Origin of the sequence: Pseudomonas xanthosomatis, assembly GCF_019139835.1 — a bacterium.
GTDB lineage: Bacteria > Pseudomonadota > Gammaproteobacteria > Pseudomonadales > Pseudomonadaceae > Aquipseudomonas > Aquipseudomonas fakonensis.
Genome location: NZ_CP077075.1, coordinates 4,726,951 through 4,742,799, shown reverse-complemented (window position 1 = coordinate 4,742,799; position 15,849 = coordinate 4,726,951). Strand labels below are relative to the sequence as shown.

14 protein-coding genes are annotated in these 15,849 nt (G+C 64.2%); 9 read left to right on the top strand and 5 right to left on the bottom strand.

The window, feature by feature from the left end; genetic code table 11:
- Position 1: 1 nt before the first annotated feature.
- Entirely contained in the window at positions 2-1,966 is a 1,965-nt protein-coding gene (locus KSS93_RS20915; protein WP_217885798.1) for a MacB family efflux pump subunit, read from the bottom strand.
- A 1-nt stretch (position 1,967) separates the two neighbouring features.
- Entirely contained in the window at positions 1,968-3,146 is a 1,179-nt protein-coding gene (locus tag KSS93_RS20910; protein WP_217885797.1) for an efflux RND transporter periplasmic adaptor subunit, read from the bottom strand.
- A gap of 217 nt (positions 3,147-3,363) precedes the next feature.
- On the opposite strand from KSS93_RS20910, the gene KSS93_RS20905 reads away from it, so the two are divergent.
- From KSS93_RS20905 to KSS93_RS20890, 4 genes are all read left to right on the top strand, one after another.
- Entirely contained in the window at positions 3,364-3,840 is a 477-nt protein-coding gene (locus tag KSS93_RS20905) for a sigma-70 family RNA polymerase sigma factor (protein ID WP_217885796.1), read from the top strand.
- Positions 3,841-3,984: 144 nt separating this feature from the next.
- Positions 3,985-4,470, top strand: coding sequence for a histidine kinase (locus tag KSS93_RS20900; protein WP_217885795.1), 486 nt, complete (start codon positions 3,985-3,987; stop codon positions 4,468-4,470).
- Between the two features lie 60 nt (positions 4,471-4,530).
- A complete protein-coding gene (locus tag KSS93_RS20895) occupies positions 4,531-5,856 on the top strand; it encodes an MFS transporter (protein ID WP_217885794.1) in 1,326 nt (441 codons plus the stop codon).
- A gap of 134 nt (positions 5,857-5,990) precedes the next feature.
- Positions 5,991-6,392, top strand: a complete 402-nt coding sequence (locus KSS93_RS20890; protein ID WP_217885793.1) for a type II toxin-antitoxin system MqsA family antitoxin — start codon at positions 5,991-5,993, stop codon at positions 6,390-6,392.
- A gap of 60 nt (positions 6,393-6,452) precedes the next feature.
- Here the strand turns inward: KSS93_RS20890 and KSS93_RS20885 are convergent, their stop codons facing one another.
- Complete coding sequence (locus tag KSS93_RS20885) at positions 6,453-8,135, bottom strand: electron transfer flavoprotein-ubiquinone oxidoreductase (RefSeq protein WP_217885792.1); 1,683 nt, start codon at positions 8,133-8,135, stop codon at positions 6,453-6,455.
- A gap of 540 nt (positions 8,136-8,675) precedes the next feature.
- Here KSS93_RS20885 and KSS93_RS20880 point away from each other — a divergent pair.
- The 3 genes from KSS93_RS20880 to KSS93_RS20870 all read left to right on the top strand — a co-directional run bounded on the left by KSS93_RS20880 (position 8,676) and on the right by KSS93_RS20870 (position 11,247).
- Positions 8,676-9,425, top strand: a complete 750-nt coding sequence (locus KSS93_RS20880) for an electron transfer flavoprotein subunit beta/FixA family protein (protein WP_217839499.1) — start codon at positions 8,676-8,678, stop codon at positions 9,423-9,425.
- Positions 9,426-10,355: an electron transfer flavoprotein subunit alpha/FixB family protein gene (locus tag KSS93_RS20875; RefSeq protein WP_217885791.1), complete on the top strand. Its 930-nt coding sequence runs from the start codon at positions 9,426-9,428 to the stop codon at positions 10,353-10,355. It abuts the gene before it with no gap.
- A gap of 82 nt (positions 10,356-10,437) precedes the next feature.
- Entirely contained in the window at positions 10,438-11,247 is an 810-nt protein-coding gene (locus KSS93_RS20870) for a substrate-binding periplasmic protein (RefSeq protein ID WP_217885790.1), read from the top strand.
- 548 nt (positions 11,248-11,795) lie between these two features.
- On the opposite strand, the gene KSS93_RS20865 is transcribed toward KSS93_RS20870, so the two are convergent.
- Together KSS93_RS20865 and KSS93_RS20860 are read right to left on the bottom strand one after the other, a co-directional pair.
- On the bottom strand, positions 11,796-12,689 hold the full coding sequence (locus KSS93_RS20865) for a dihydrodipicolinate synthase family protein (protein WP_217885789.1): 894 nt from the start codon (positions 12,687-12,689) through the stop codon (positions 11,796-11,798).
- Positions 12,690-12,896: 207 nt separating this feature from the next.
- Positions 12,897-13,883 (bottom strand): LysR substrate-binding domain-containing protein, encoded by a 987-nt coding sequence (locus KSS93_RS20860; RefSeq protein ID WP_217885788.1) that lies wholly within the window; start codon positions 13,881-13,883, stop codon positions 12,897-12,899.
- 806 nt (positions 13,884-14,689) lie between these two features.
- Here KSS93_RS20860 and KSS93_RS20855 point away from each other — a divergent pair.
- Positions 14,690-15,010 (top strand): DUF4398 domain-containing protein, encoded by a 321-nt coding sequence (locus KSS93_RS20855; protein ID WP_437182136.1) that lies wholly within the window; start codon positions 14,690-14,692, stop codon positions 15,008-15,010.
- Positions 15,007-15,816, top strand: coding sequence for an OmpA family protein (locus KSS93_RS20850; protein WP_217885786.1), 810 nt, complete (start codon positions 15,007-15,009; stop codon positions 15,814-15,816). The genes KSS93_RS20855 and KSS93_RS20850 overlap by 4 nt, the downstream gene beginning before the upstream one ends.
- The last annotated feature ends 33 nt before the right edge of the window (positions 15,817-15,849 follow it).

The window sequence follows — 15,849 nt, the reverse complement described above, 5'->3', positions numbered from 1 at the left end:
ACTATTCGCTGGTAAGGGCTTTGACCGGGTCGAGACGGGCGGCCTTGCGCGCCGGCATGAAGCCGAACAGCACGCCGGTGATGACCGCGCAGGCGAAGGCGCCGACGATGGCGGGCAGGGCGAAGGCCACGGCGATGCCGGCCAGCAACAGGCCGGCGCCGATCGCCAGGGCCAGCACGATACCGGTGACGCCGCCGACCATCGACAGCATCACCGCCTCGGTGAGGAACTGACGCAGGATGTCGCGCTGGCGGGCGCCGGTAGCCATGCGGATGCCGATTTCGCGGGTGCGTTCGCGCACGGTCATGAGCATGATGTTCATCACCCCAATGCCGCCCACCAGCAGCGAGATCGCGGCAATCGCCCCAAGCATCAGCGACAGGCTGTTCTGGGTGCGCGCCTCGGCCTGGATCAATGCTGCGTCGTTGGTCAGCTCGAAGTCGTGTTTGCCCTGGTGGCGCTGGCGCAGCAGGCGGTCGATGGCCTGCTCGGTTTCGCCCACGCGGCTGGAATCCTGCGCGGCGATGGCGACGTATTCGGGGTCGCGGCTGCCGAACAGGCGGATGGCAGCGGCGGAGTAGGGCACGGCGATGCGCTCGTCGGCGTTTTCGCTGCCGGAGCTGGCGCCCTTGGCCAGCAGGATGCCGATCACCTGAAACGGCACGTTGCCGATCAGCAGGTATTGGCCGATCGGGTTGCTGCCTTCGCCGAACATCTTGTCGCGGACTTTTTGCCCGATTACCGCCACTGCCGCGCCGCTGGCCTCATCAGCTTCGGTATAGAAGCTGCCTTCGACCACCGGCCAGTTGAAGATCTCGGGGAACCAGGTGTTGTTGCCGCCAACGTAGAACTGCTGGCTGTTGTTGCCCTGGCGCACCATCAGTTTGTCGCCGATCACCGGCATGGCGTGCATGACCTGGGGCAGTTCGCCGATGGCGGCGACGTCATCGAGTGTGACGATACCTGCAGGCTCACGTTCGGTGGCGTGCTTGCCGTTAAGGTAAAGAATGTTGGAGCCGAAGGCGGCCATCTGCGCCATGACCTGGCGCTTGCTGCCTTCGCCCACCGCCAGCATGACCACCACCGAAGCCACGCCGATGACGATGCCAAGCAGCGTCAGTGCGGTGCGAAAGCGGTTGATCCACATTACCCGCCAGGCTGCCTGCAGGGCTTCGACCAGTTCGCCCTTCCAGGCTCCCTTGAGCGTGGCGCCGCGGTCCAGGCGCTGGCGCAGATCAATGGCCTGCAACTGCTCACGCGGGGCTTGGACGGGCTGTTCGGCGGCCGAGTCGCTGACCATCTGCCCGTCGCGAATCTCGATCACCCGCTGTGCGCGGGCCGCCACTTCGCGGTCGTGGGTGATAAGGATGATCACGTGCCCCTGGCTTGCCAGTTCGTCGAGCAGGGCCATTACCTCGGTGCCGCTGTGGCTGTCCAGCGCGCCGGTGGGTTCGTCGGCGAGGATGATATGGCCGCCGTTCATCAGGGCGCGGGCGATTGACACGCGCTGTTGCTGGCCGCCGGACAACTGGTGCGGGCGGTTGCCGGTGCGGCTGGCCAGGCCCAGGCGCTCGAGCAGGGCGCGGGCCCGGGCGTGGCGTTCGGCGGGCGGGATGCCGGCATAGATGGCCGGCATCTCGACGTTTTCCTGGGCGGAGCCCGAGGGGATCAGGTGGTAGCCCTGGAACACAAAGCCGAAGGCCTCGCGCCGCAGCCAGGCCAGCTCGTCGCTGCCCAGCTCGGCCACATCACGACCGGCGAAGCGGTAGCTGCCGGAAGTGGGGCGGTCGAGGCAGCCGAGGATGTTCATCAGGGTCGACTTGCCCGAGCCCGAAGCGCCGACGATAGCGACGAACTCGCCGGGGTGGATGCTCAGGCTGATGCCACGCAGTACCTCGACGGTGGGCGAGTCGATGCCGCCGTAGACCTTGCGGATGTCGCACAGCTCGATCAAAGGAGTGCTCATGTCAGCTCCCGCTGGCGGCTGGTGCACCGATCACCAGGCGCTCGCCCTCGCGCAGGCCGTCGAGCACCTGCACGCGCAGGCGGTCGCTCAGGCCCGTGCGCACCTGGCGCGCCTCGATCTTGCCATCGCCCTTGAGCACCTGGGCCAGGCGCAGGTTCTCTTCGGCGGTGTCGCCCAGTGCCGCCAGCGGCACGCTGAGCACCTGGCTGGCCTGCCCTGCAACGAAGAACACCTGGGTGGTCATCTCGGCCATCAGCGCGCCGTCGGGGTTTTCGACGTCCAGCAGAACGGTGTACTGCACCACTTTGTTGCCGGTGGTGCCGGCGCTGGCACTGGCCGGGCTGCCGCCGCCCTGGCTGGCTTGCTCAAGGGGCTTGGGCGGTACCGGCAGGATCTGCCGCACGGTGCTGGCCCAGCGGCGCTTGCCGCCGGACAGGGTGGTGAAATAGGCGCTCATACCGGGTTTGACCTTGCCGATGTCAGCCTCGGACACCTGGGCCCACACGGTCATTGGCGACAGCCGGGCGATGCGCAGTATCAGCGGCGTTTGCTGTTGGGCGTTGAGGGTCTGGCCTTCGCGGGCGTCCACCGCCACTACAGTGCCGCTCATGGGGGCGTAGATGCGCGTGTAGCCAAGCTCGGCTTCGGCGCTGCGCAGGCTGGCCTGGGCCTGAAGAATCTGCGCCTGGTACATCTGGATGCGCGCCTGGGTCACCTTCAGCTGTGATTCGGCGGTTTGCAGGTCTTCCTGGCGGGTGGCGCCGCTGGCGGCAAGGTCACGCTGGCGTTTGAGCTGCTGCTGGGCAAGCTGATGCTGGGCGCGTTGCTCTGCCAGTTGCGCCTTGAGGTTTTCGATCGAGTAGCGGCCGGCGTCCAGGGCGGCTTGTTGGGTGGACGGGTCGATCTCTACCAGCAACTGGCCTTCCTCCACGCGGTCACCGGCCTCCACGTGCAGCTTGCGAATTTGCCCGGATGCCTGGGCGCCGACGTCCACATAGCGCAGCGGCTGCAAGGTTCCCAGGGCGGTGACGCTGCTTTCGATGTCGCTGCGGGTTACCGGCACGGTGCTGACCGGAGCGCCGCCCAGCGGCAGGGTCTTCCAGGCCAGCAGGCTGCCCAGGCCCAGCAGGCCAAGGGTGGCCATCAGCAGGCGGCGGCGGGTGTCGGGTGTGCGAGTCATGCGGGCTTCCAACCTGGGTTGATCGGGCTAAGTGACGGTATTGCACTCAAGAACTCCAGTTAAACGAAAGCGGCACATTCCGATTTAGCGGGTAGGAAGCGTCTGGTTGTGCTTCATGTTGCTGAGAATCATTATAATTTGTAAGATTGCACGCTGATATCAGCCTACCCGCTGCCCGTGCCTACAGCGCTTGCGCAGGGAGACGCCAGGTGCCGTCGTGGAACATTACTATCGCGAATTGGTGAGTTTTCTCTGTGCCCGCCTGGGTAATCGGCAGGCCGCCGAAGACGTCGCCCATGATGCCTACCTGCGGGTACTGGAGCGCAGCGAGGGCGAGCGCATCGAGCACCCGCGGGCGTTCCTTTACCGTACCGCGTTGAACCTGGTGGTCGATCGCCATCGGCGTCACCAGGTGCGCCAGGCCGAGCCGTTGGAAGTACTCGACAGCGACGAGCGCTGGCACAGCCCGGCGCCGTCCCAGAGCATGCAGCTGGACCAGCGCCTGGCGCTGATGCAGCAGGCCCTGGACGAGCTGGGTGCGGTTTGTCGCGAGTGTTTTCTGCTACGCAAGCTCGATGGCCTGTCGCACCAGCAGATCGCCGAGCGGCTGGGTATCTCCCGCAGCCTGGTGGAAAAGCACATCGTCAATGCCATGAAGCACTGCCGCCAGCGCATGCGGCAGTGGGAAGGCTGAAAATTTCCCATGCTGGCAACTTGATTTCCCGCAGTTTCACGACAACGCTCTAGAAAGACCGCCCGGGCAGCCAGCCTGCGGCTTGCCGGTATCGGCGCAGTCCTGGTCATGGAACCTTCACACCTGACTGCCCGGGTTCGGACGATGGCCAACAAATCCCTGCGTATCCTCATCGCTGACGAGCATCCTCTGCAGCGCCTGCAACTGGAACGGCTGCTCAATGGCCTTGGCTACTACCGCATCGCCCCGGTGGAGAGCTTCGACGAGCTGCAGCGCCTGGTGCACAGCGCCCTGCAACCCTTTCACCTGCTGCTGGGCAACATCGAGCTGGCCAGCCACGCCGGCGTCGATTTGGCGCGGTTCTGCCGGGTCAGTTCGCAGATCCGGCATGCCTTGCTGTACCACTCCAAACAGATACGCGTGCCGACCGTGCCGCCGGGCGAGCGCCAGGCGGTGAGCGTGAGCCTGCCGCGTGCACCCGATAACGACGCGTTGCAGGCGTTCATGGCGATCATCGACATGCCGCTGGTGGTGGGGCAGGTGCCGCTGCCCGAGGCGTTTGCCGCAGGTGCGGGGCATTACCCCCGGCGCATGAACTTCGGCCACACCGTGTTCAGCCGCAGCTCCTGAGCGGCCTGCAGGGCCGGCATTTGCTATCCTCTTGGCCTTTTGCCGACCTGCGGAACTGCCATGACTGCCATCGATACCGCCCGCACGCCCCGTTTCAGCCGCAGCGACCACCGGACCTTGGGCCTCGCGGCGCTGGGTGGCGCCCTGGAGATCTACGACTTCATCATCTTCGTGTTCTTCGCCCTGACCCTGAGCCAGTTGTTCTTCCCGCCCGAAATGCCCGAGTGGCTGCGCCTGCTGCAGAGCTTTGGCATCTTCGTCACCGGTTACCTGGCAAGGCCTTTGGGCGGCATTCTCATGGCGCACTTTGCCGACCACCTGGGGCGCAAGCGGGTGTTCAGCCTGAGCATCCTGATGATGGCGCTGCCGTGCCTGCTGATCGGGGTGATGCCGACCTACGCCGACATCGGCTATGCCGCGCCCTTGATTCTGCTGGCCCTGCGCATTTTGCAGGGGGCGGCGGTGGGGGGCGAGGTGCCGAGTGCCTGGACCTTCGTCGCCGAGCACGCGCCTGTGGGGCGGCGCGGTTATGCACTGGGCTTTTTGCAGGCCGGGCTGACCTTTGGCTACCTGCTGGGCGCGCTCACCGCCACGGCGCTGGCGCAGTTGTACAGCCCGCAGGAGATCCTCGACTACGCCTGGCGCTACCCGTTTCTGCTCGGTGGCGTGTTTGGCGTGATTGGTGTGTGGCTGCGCCGCTGGTTGAGCGAAACGCCGGTGTTCCTGGCCCTGCGTGAGCGCCGGGAGCCGCCGGTGAGCTTCCCGCTGCGCAGCGTGCTGAGCGAGCACCGGCGGGCGTTGATCCCGGCGGCGCTGCTGACCTGTGTACTCACGTCTGCGGTGGTGGTGCTGGTGGTGATCACCCCCACGGTGATGCAGCAGCGTTTCGGCATGAGCGCCGGGCACACCTTCGCCCTGAGCAGCGTGGGGATTGTCTTTTTGAATATCGGCTGCGTGCTGGCCGGGCTCCTGGTGGACCGTATCGGCGCCTGGCGCGCGCTGATGATCTACAGCCTGTTGCTGCCGTTGGGCATTGGCGCGCTGTATGCCAGCCTGGTGGGGCAGTGGGGCGCGGCCTGGCTGGCCTATGCCCTGGCCGGGCTGTCGTGCGGGGTGGTGGGGGTGGTGCCTTCGGTGATGGTCGGGTTGTTCCCGGCACAGATCCGGGTGTCGGGCATCTCGTTCACCTATAACGTGGCCTATGCCCTGTGGGCCAGCACCACGCCGCTGGCGCTGATTGCGCTGATGCCTTGGAGCCCGTGGGTGTGTGTCGGCTTTTGTCTGGTCATGGGCACGGTGGGGCTGCTGACGGCGCTGTACTTCGGGCGTCGCGAGCCGCTGGCCTTTGTCGCAGAGCCGGCGCCGATCATGTGTGGTGACAAATGAGGGGCTAGTGCCGGGCCTCGGGCGGGGCAGACTTCCGGGTGATTGGAATAACCAATTGGCCAAAAATAACCTGGAAGGTTAATTTCTCATGGAACAGAGAACGCCCCATTGTCCGCCCTTCAAGGAGCTTTGAAATGAAATGTCCACTTTGTGGTGGGGCTGAGTTGGTCGCCGAAGCGCAGGACATGCCGTATCGATACAAGGGGCAAACGCTGTTGATTACGGATATTCGGGGCGATTACTGCCCGGCATGCGGCGAGGGAATATTGGATATGGAGGAGTCAGGGCGTATCAGCGACCTGATGCTGGCCTTTAACAAACGAGTCAATGCGCAGGCTGTCGACCCAGGCTTCATCGCCACCATCCGGCGCAAGTTCGACCTCGACCAGCGCGAAGCCGGCGAGATCTTTGGCGGTGGCGTCAATGCCTTCTCCCGCTACGAAAACGGCAAGACCCGCCCGCCGGTGGCGTTGATCAAGCTGTTCAAGCTGCTTGATCGCCACCCCGAACTGTTCGATGAAGTGCGCAGCGCCTGATACGAAAAAGCCCCCGGGCCGCAAGGCCTGGGGGCTTTTTTTGCCGCAAGGGCAGGGGCCTTACATGTTCGGGTAAGTCGGCCCGCCGGCGCCTTCCGGGGTGACCCAGGTGATGTTCTGGGCCGGGTCCTTGATGTCGCAGGTCTTGCAGTGCACGCAGTTCTGCGCGTTGATCTGGAAGCGCTTGCTGCCGTCTTCCTGAGCCACCACCTCGTACACGCCGGCCGGGCAGTAGCGCTGCGCCGGTTCGTCGTACAGCGGCAGGTTGCTGGCGATCGGGATGTTCGGGTCGGCCAGTTTCAGGTGGCAGGGTTGTTCCTCTTCATGGTTGGTGCTGGAGAGGAATACCGAACTGAGCTTGTCGAAGCTGAGCTTGCCGTCGGGTTTCGGGTAGTCGATTTTCTTCGAGTCGGCCGCAAGCTTGAGGCAGGCGTAGTCCGGCTTGGTGTCGTGCAGGGTGAATGGCAGCTTGCCGGCGAACCAGTTCTGGTCGACGTAGTTGAACGCGCCGCCGAGCAGTGGGCCGAACTTGTGCAGCGCCGGGCCGAAGTTGCGGCTGGCGAACAGCTCTTCATGCAGCCAGCTGGCCTTGAATGCGGTGACGTAGCCATTGAGCAGGTCGCCGCCTTCGCTGCCGGCAATCAGTGCGTCGGCCACCGCTTCGGCGGCGAGCATGCCAGACTTCATTGCGGTGTGGCTGCCCTTGATCTTGGAGAAGTTCAGGGTGCCCAGGTCACAGCCGATCAGGGCGCCGCCGTTGAACACCATCTTGGGCAGCGAGTTCAGGCCGCCCTTGCAGATGGCGCGGGCGCCGTAGCTGATGCGCTTGCCGCCTTCGAGGTACTGGCTCATCACCGGGTGGTGCTTGAGGCGCTGGAACTCGTCGAATGGCGACAGGTAAGGGTTGGAGTACGACAGGTCGACGATCAGGCCGACCACCACCTGGTTGTTTTCCAGGTGATAAAGGAACGAGCCGCCGGTGTTCTCGGCGCTGACCACGTCCAGCGGCCAGCCGGCGGTGTGCACCACCAGGCCCTGCTCGTGCTTGGCCGGGTCGATTTCCCAGATTTCCTTGAGGCCGATGCCGTAGTGCTGCACGTCGGACTCGTTGTCCAGGTCGAAGCGCTTGATCAGTTGCTTGCCGATATGGCCGCGGCAGCCTTCGGCGAACAGGGTGTACTTGGCGCGCAGTTCCATGCCCGGGGTGTACAGGCCGTCCTTCGGGTTGCCTTCGCGGTCCACACCCAGGTCGCCGGTGATGATGCCGCGCACCACGCCTTGCTCGTCGAACAGCGCTTCCTGGGCAGCGAAGCCCGGGTAGATTTCCACGCCAAGGTTCTCGGCCTGCTGGGCCAGCCAGCGGCACAGGTTGCCCAGGGAGATGATGTAGTTGCCCTGGTTGTGCATGGTCTTGGGCACGAACAGGTCAGGCACTTTGGTGGCGTTGCCGGCATCCTTGAGCACGTAGATGTCATCGCGCTTCACTTCGGTGTTCAGCGGCGCGCCGAGTTCTTTCCAGTCGGGGAACAGCTCGTTCAGGGCGCGGGGCTCGAACACGGCGCCGGAGAGAATGTGGGCACCGACTTCGGAGCCTTTCTCGACCACGCAGACGCTGATCTCGCTACCGGCTTCGGCGGCCTTCTGCTTCAGGCGGCAGGCGGCCGAGAGGCCCGCCGGGCCTGCGCCGACGATGACCACGTCGAATTCCATGTATTCGCGTTCCACTGGTTCTCTCCTACTCATCAAGGCTCGTGCTGTTGCTTTGTCTTTTTTGGGTGCGGGGACGGTCATGCGCGGCTGACTGGGCTGTAGCAGCGGGAATGACGGACTACACCGTTTTGTCTTGGCCGCGCATTATATCTACACCACTTGACGGGTCCAATACAAACGTTTGTTTGAATTTGCCGGAGCCCAGTAAAATCACAGGAGCGCGGCTGGAGGCTGGCCAATTTGCCGTATTGACCCGATTGGGTGTTACGGTCAAGATACGAGCGCTTTTACGCTCGCCGTAGGCTGTCCGTCGGGCGCAGGTGCACCCCTAAAGACCAGGCGTGGAGCAGGGTTTACGGGCCGAATCAGGTTTTGTAGTGGAGTCTACACGCCACGACAGAAAATGACCCGCGGGTTTTGCCCTTGGGGTCTGAACAAGACTGATCGGTCATGTGATGGTTTTCCTTAAATCTACCTGCTGCGTTACGTTTTCAGAGGTGCCCTTGTACCCACGCGCATTCGCCGGGCAGCCCCCAGGCGATCTTCTTTTCACCGGAGAGTAACGAGGAATCCATGAAGGTTCTTGTAGCTGTCAAACGAGTGGTCGACTACAACGTCAAGGTTCGCGTCAAGGCGGACAACTCCGGCGTCGACCTTGCAAACGTCAAGATGTCCATGAACCCCTTCTGCGAAATCGCCGTCGAAGAAGCCGTCCGCCTGAAAGAAAAAGGCGTGGCGACCGAGATCGTCGTGGTTTCCGTTGGCCCGACCACCGCCCAGGAGCAACTGCGTACTGCCCTGGCCCTGGGTGCCGACCGCGCCATCCTGGTCGAAGCCGCCGATGAGCTGAACTCCCTGGCTGTGGCCAAGGCGCTGAAAGCTGTTGTCGATAAAGAGCAGCCGCAGCTGGTCATCCTCGGCAAGCAGGCCATCGACAGCGACAACAACCAGACCGGCCAGATGCTGGCCGCGCTGACCGGCTACGCCCAGGGCACTTTCGCCTCCAAGGTTGAAGTGGCGGGCGATAAGCTCAACGTCACCCGTGAAATCGACGGCGGTCTGCAGACCGTTGCGCTGAACCTGCCAGCCATCGTCACCACCGACCTGCGTCTGAACGAGCCGCGCTACGCGTCGCTGCCGAACATCATGAAGGCCAAGAAGAAGCCGCTGGAAACCGTCACTCCAGATGCGCTGGGCGTAACGCTGGCCTCCACCAACAAGACCATCAAGGTTGAAGCCCCGGCTGCCCGCAGCGCTGGCATCAAGGTCAAATCGGTGGCCGAACTGGTCGAGAAGCTGAAGAACGAAGCGAAGGTAATCTAAATGACTATCCTGGTTGTCGCTGAACACGAGAACGGTGCCGTAGCCCCGGCCACTCTGAACACTGTCGCCGCTGCCGCCAAGATCGGTGGTGATATCCACGTGCTGGTCGCAGGCCAGAACGTCGGTGGCGTTGCCGAAGCCGCCGCCAAGATTGCCGGTGTTGCCAAGGTACTGGTCGCTGATAACGCCGCCTACGCCCACGTGCTGCCGGAAAACGTCGCGCCGCTGATCGTCGAGCTGGCCAAGGGTTACAGCCACGTGCTGGCCCCGGCCACCACCAACGGCAAGAACATCCTGCCGCGCGTTGCCGCGCTGCTGGACGTCGACCAGATCTCCGAGATCATCTCGGTCGAAGCCGCCGACACCTTCAAGCGCCCGATCTACGCCGGTAACGCCATTGCCACCGTGCAATCGAGCGCCTCGGTCAAAGTCATCACCGTGCGTACCACCGGCTTCGACGCCGTGGCCGCCGAAGGTGGCTCGGCTGCCGTCGAAGCTGTCGGCGCTGCGCACAATGCCGGCATCTCGGCCTTTGTCGGCGAAGAGCTGGCCAAGTCCGACCGCCCAGAGCTGACCGCTGCCAAGATCGTCGTTTCCGGCGGCCGCGGCATGGGCAACGGTGACAACTTCAAGCACCTGTACAGCCTGGCCGACAAGCTCGGCGCTGCCGTCGGTGCCTCGCGCGCTGCGGTCGACGCAGGTTTCGTGCCCAACGACATGCAGGTCGGCCAGACCGGCAAGATCGTTGCGCCACAGCTGTACATCGCCGTTGGTATTTCCGGCGCGATCCAGCACCTGGCCGGCATGAAGGACTCGAAAGTGATCGTTGCGATCAACAAGGACGAGGAGGCGCCGATCTTCCAGGTAGCCGACTACGGCCTGGTCGCCGACCTGTTCGAAGCAGTGCCAGAGCTGGAAAAGCTGGTCTGATCCGCCTGCTTCACCTATAAAGAAGCCCGGCCCCTGTCATGGGGGGCCGGGTTTTTTTTATGGAAGACGAGGAGTGCTGGGCATGGCGTTTGGTTCGAGTTCAAGGGTGCTGGCCTGTGCACTGGCGTTGCTGTCCGCCCCGGTGTGGGCGGCGGGCAAGTGCGAGCGCCTGGTAGTCACCGGCAGCCCGGATGCGCCGCCGTATTCCTGGCAGGACCCGCAAGACCCGAACCACCTGATCGGCGCCAACGTCGACCTGTTGCGCCAGGTGGCGGGCGAGCTGGGCTTGAAGGTGGAGGTGCTGCATGCCGGCAAGCGCGAGCAGGCACTGGAAGAGGTGCGCAGCGGGCGCATGGACCTGCTGCTCGATACGCCGATGCAGGTCACCCAGCTGACCGCGCTGGACTACATTCACCCGCCGTTGCAGCTCAACGAATACCTGGTATGGACCCGCCACGACGCTGTGCTGGAGTTCAACGGCCCGGCGGACCTGGCCCGCTACAAGGGCAGCGTTTCGCAGAAGGCGCGCCTGACCCCGGCTTTCGAGGCGTTCGCCAAGGCCCAGCTCAAGCTGGACCCTTCGCAAAACCTGACCCAGGCGTTCCAGAAGCTGGTGCTCGGGCAGGTGGACTATGTTCTGGCCGGGCGCTACTCGGGCATGGCCCTGGCGCAGAGCCTGGGGGTTGGCGACAGCCTGATCGCCCGCGGCCTGCCGGTGGACCGGCCGGGGCTGTACCTGGCGGTTTCGCATAACTCGGCGTGCAACGACAGCTGGTTGCGTGGGCAGTTGGCCAAGAAGCTCACCGAGCTGCCGATTTCCGGGGCTTCGGAGGCGGTGCTGCAGCGTAATGTGGAGCGCTGGAAGGCGCAGATGCAGCCTGCGGTGCAGTAACCGGCTGTTCTGTGGGAGTAAAGCCTGCATCGGCCTCATCGCCGGCAAGCCGGCTCCTACAGGTAAGGCGCAGGGCTAACAGTTCATGTAGGAGATCCCCCAGCCCTTCCGGGCTGCGCTGTCGCGCAGAGAACTGGTCTGGCAGATGCTCCACGGTCCCTGTGGGAAGCGGCCTTGCCGGGGCGCCGTCCGGTCGGGATGGGCTGCGCAGCAGCCCCGGCAATCTTGCATGAGGCCGAGACCTTGGGGCCGCTTCGCGCCCCATCCCGACCGGACGGCGCCCCGGCAAGGCCGCTTCCCACAGGGACCGTGTTAAATCAATGAGTTATAGTTTGTTCTATGAGAGCCGGCTTGCCGGCGATGAGGCCGATGCAGGCAGCCTATGCCTTGATGCTCACTCCGCCCCCGCCCGCCACTCGCGCACGCTGAGGTTGGCATGTACAGGCCCGAGGTGTACAAAGCGCTGCCGGTCACCGCCTGGATGCCCTTGGCGTCGAGGATCTCGTGCGCCTCGCCCAACCCCTGCAACTGCCTGGCGCTCCGAAGGTTCAGGCCAGGCTGGCTTCGCGGGCCAGCAGCGGGGCCAGCGCGGCCTCGAGGGTGGCGGCTTTGTCGGCGCCCAGGCGCGCCAGCGGGCGGCGCGGGTTGCCGGCGCCGTAACCGGCCAGCTCGGCACCGGCATACACCGACTGCACGTAGTCGCCCTGCCAGATCAGCGACATTGCCGGCTCGATATCGCGCCACAGGTCGCGGGCGCGGTCCCATTGCTTCTGGAGCGCGGCATTGACGAATGCCACGCAACTGCGCGGGGCCATGTTGGCGCCGCCCCAGATCAGCCCGGCGGCGCCGGCATACAGGGCGTAGGGCGCCAGCGGGTCGGCGCCGTTCATGGTCGGCAGGCCGGTGCGGATCAGCGCGGCCTGGGCGGCGAGGTCGCCGCTGCTGTCCTTGACCGAAACGAAGTTGGGGATCTGGCTGAGCTGTTCGAACAGGGCCGGGGTCACTTCCACGCCCACGGCCTGGGGCACGTTGTAGCCGATGACCGGCAGGCCGGCGCTGGCAACGGTGGTGTAGAAGTCGATGATGCCCGCATCGTCGGTCGGGCCCTCGAAGAACGGCGGCAGCACCATCACCCCGTCGGCGCCGCAGTCGGCGGCGTGGCGGGTGCGCTCGACCACTTCATCGGCCAGCAGCGCGGAGGTCTGGGCGATGACCCGGGCGCGGCCGTCGATCACCTGGGCACCGAAGGCCACCAGTTGCTTGGACTCGTCCTTGCTCAGGTACACGTGCATGCCGGTGCCGGAGCTCAGCACGAAGCCCTGTATGCCTGCCGCCAGGTAACGCTCGATCAGTGCCTCAAAACGGGCGAAGTCGATCTTGCCCTGGGCGTCGAACGGGGTGGTGATGGCCAGGTTGATGCCAGAGAACTTGAATGCGGACATCGTGGTTTGACCTCTAATTGTTTTGTATAAGTTTTGTTTTCAAGGTGCAGAAGTCCGCTGGCGCAATGGCCAGTTTTATTCAAACTTCAGTAGGTTTGGGTGAGGTCGGATAAAACCTCAGGGCCGGTCAGGGTGCTGAGGTAAAGAGTAGGGAAGGCGAGTGAAGTACAACAGCAACATTTAAGGTTATGAATTGATGAGCTGGGGTTATCTATCGGCGTTATCGTCTTCCAGTGCTTCGCCTTCGAACTGTTCTGCCAGCCATTCGCGCAACTTGCAGCAACTGGGGTCGTGGCTGCGGGTTTCGTTGATACTCAGGTAGTGCAGGGTATTGCGGTGTACCAGGCGCTCTTCTACCGGCCGTACCAGCAGCCCTTGTTCCACCAGCGGGGCGACCAGGTAGTGCCAGCCCAGGGCCACGCCCTGGTGGGCCAGGGTCAGTTGCAGCAGCACGTTGTAGTCGTTGGCGCTGAACAGCAACGGTGCGTGGCTGGCGCGCTGGGCAAAGTCGACATCCTGGTAGGCGAACCAGACCTTCCAGTCGACGTGCTCGGCCACCTGCGAGCGCCCGTAGGGGCTCAGGTTCAGCAGTGCGCTGTCACGGATGCCCTCGAGCGTTGCCGCCTCGGGGTGCTGCGCCAGGTACTGCGGCGTGCACACCGGGTAGATCACGTCGCACATCAGCGGCTGGCTGTGGTAGCCGTCGCCGCCCTTGGCCATCTTGCAGATGATGATGTCCGGGCGCAGGCCGTTCTCCAGGGTCAGGAAGTTCTGCGTGACCACCAGGTCCAGGTCGATCTCGGGGTAGGCTTCGAAAAACGCCGGCAGCCGCGGCCCCAGCCAGAAGTTGGCGAATGCAGGCGAGCAGCACAGCGTCACCCGCTGCTTGGGCAACTGGCTGTTGCGCACGCGCTCGGCGGCCTGGGCGATGTTGGTGAACGACAACTGCACCGCATCGAAGAAGATCGCCCCGGCGGCGGTCAGCTCCACCGCGCGGCCGGTGCGGCTGAACAGCTCGGCGCCCAGGTGCTCCTCCAGCTCGCGGATTTGCCGGCTGATGGCCGCCTGGGTCACGCACAGCGCCTCGGCGGCGCGGGTGAAGTTCTGGTAGCGGGCGGCGGCAACGAAGGCTTTCACTGCCCGCAGCGACGGCATCTTGATCAGCGTCTGATCCGGTTCGGTATGTTTGACCATAACAAGAGGTAACCAATAGACCTTATAAAATGTCGATTCTGGCGCCGTCGTAGCAGGCCATAGACTGTTGGTCAGGCAACAAGGCGGGCACTTTCGAGATTATCCGAATTCAAGTGTTCAATGAAACCGCCTTGTTGCAGGCGTAGACAGTTGATCGGGAGTCATTATAAAAGTGAGCCATATCGCCGATGTATTGGAGTTGCTGAGGCAGTGCAGGGCGCAACAGGGTTTGCGCGTTTCTCTGTTTCAACTGCTTGCTTACCTGGAATTTGAGCTTGCGCGTGTTGCCCCATGAGCTGCTCGTTCAATAGCACCCCGAGGGCCAAGAACCTCACTTACCTTTCCCGCGGCAACCCGCAGCCGCACGCCGGTGCTGCACGATGGCTTCCCCTTGTTCATTGCCCCTGATGCCCGTCGCAGGCCATGAAACGTCCGTTTGCGGCGGTTCTGGCCTGGGCCTTGCGGGCATCATTCATGAACGCAGCAGATGATCTGTTTGATCGATGCTTCGTATAGCGAGCTGCACCGGTGCTGTTCTGACGGAGTTCGGCGCCTTCGGCGTCGACCCTGTCGCGGGGCAAGCCTGCTCCCCCACGCACCCTGCTGCGTGAAGGCGGGCTTGCCCCGCGATGGGGTCGGCAAAGAAACACATCCCGCAGCCAGATACGCAAATCCCCGCCAACAAGGTTACTATTGCCGCTTTGTGCGCGAACCCTCTGCCATGAGCGTTCGTGGCTCTCACCCAGTCATCAGGCGTAAGAGGCTCAATCGGCTTGAATACACGTTTCTTAGCAATAGCCCTGGCCATGGCCGGCCTGGCGGGCTGTGCCAACGACCCCGCTCCCCAGGAGCAGATGCGCCTGTCCGAGCAGGCACTGGAGCAGGCCAAGGCTGTCGGCGCCAGTGAACAGGTGCCTGAGTTCAAACTGGCCGAAGACAAGCTGGCCCGCGCCAAGGCCAACATGGCCGGCGAAAGCTACCGCGATGCCCGCATGCGCGCCGAGCAGGCCGAGCTCGATGCCCGGCTGGCCGAGGCCCGGGTGCTGACGCAAAAGAGCGAAGAGCAGCTGCAGGTGGTGCAGTCGCGCATCAAGCGCCTGCGCAAGCAACTGGAGGTGCAGCCATGAGCCGCTTCAAGCCAATGGCCGCACTGGCCCTGCTGGCCCTGGTTGGGTTGCAGGGGTGCGCCAGCCAGCGCAGCGAATCGGCGCTGGATGATGCCACTGCGGCGTTCCAGAAGGTCAAGGACGATTCCGATGTACTGCGCAGCGCGCCGCGCGACGTGATTCGCGCCGGTGAGTCGCTCGGCCGGGCCGAGCGCCTGGCCGGCTACATCGGCACCGGCAGCGATGTGCGCCACTATGCCTACCTGAGCCAGCGCTACAGCGAGATCGCTGCCGAGCATGCCAAGCTTGCGCTGAATCAGGAGCGCCTGGCCAAGCTCGACCTCGAACGCCAGCGCCTGCAGTTGGCCCTGCGTGAGGCCAAGCTGGCCAGCGTGCAGCAGCAGGGCAAGGTGGTCGAGGCGCAAATTGCCGCGCTGGCCTCTGAGCAAAGCGACCGTGGCCTGGTGATGACCCTGGGCGATGTGCTGTTCGACACCAATCAGGCCGAACTGAAGAACTCCGCCAGCCGCACTGTGCTCAAACTGGTGCAGTTCCTCCAGCTCAACCCGCGGCGCATCGTGCGCATCGAGGGTTATACCGACAGCACCGGCACCCCGGAAGACAACCTGCGTCTGTCTCGCGAGCGCGCCCAGTCGGTGGCCGACATGCTGGTCGACCTGGGGGTGAAGGAGTCGCGTATCGAAGTGCTCGGCTATGGCGACCAATACCCGGTCGAGGCCAACGCCTCGGAGCGCGGCCGGGCGCAGAACCGCCGGGTGGAGATCGTCTTCTCGGACGAGAAAGGCAAGCTCTCGCTGGCGCGTTGAGGTCAGGTGGGGGCTGGTGGTGCGTGGGAGCGG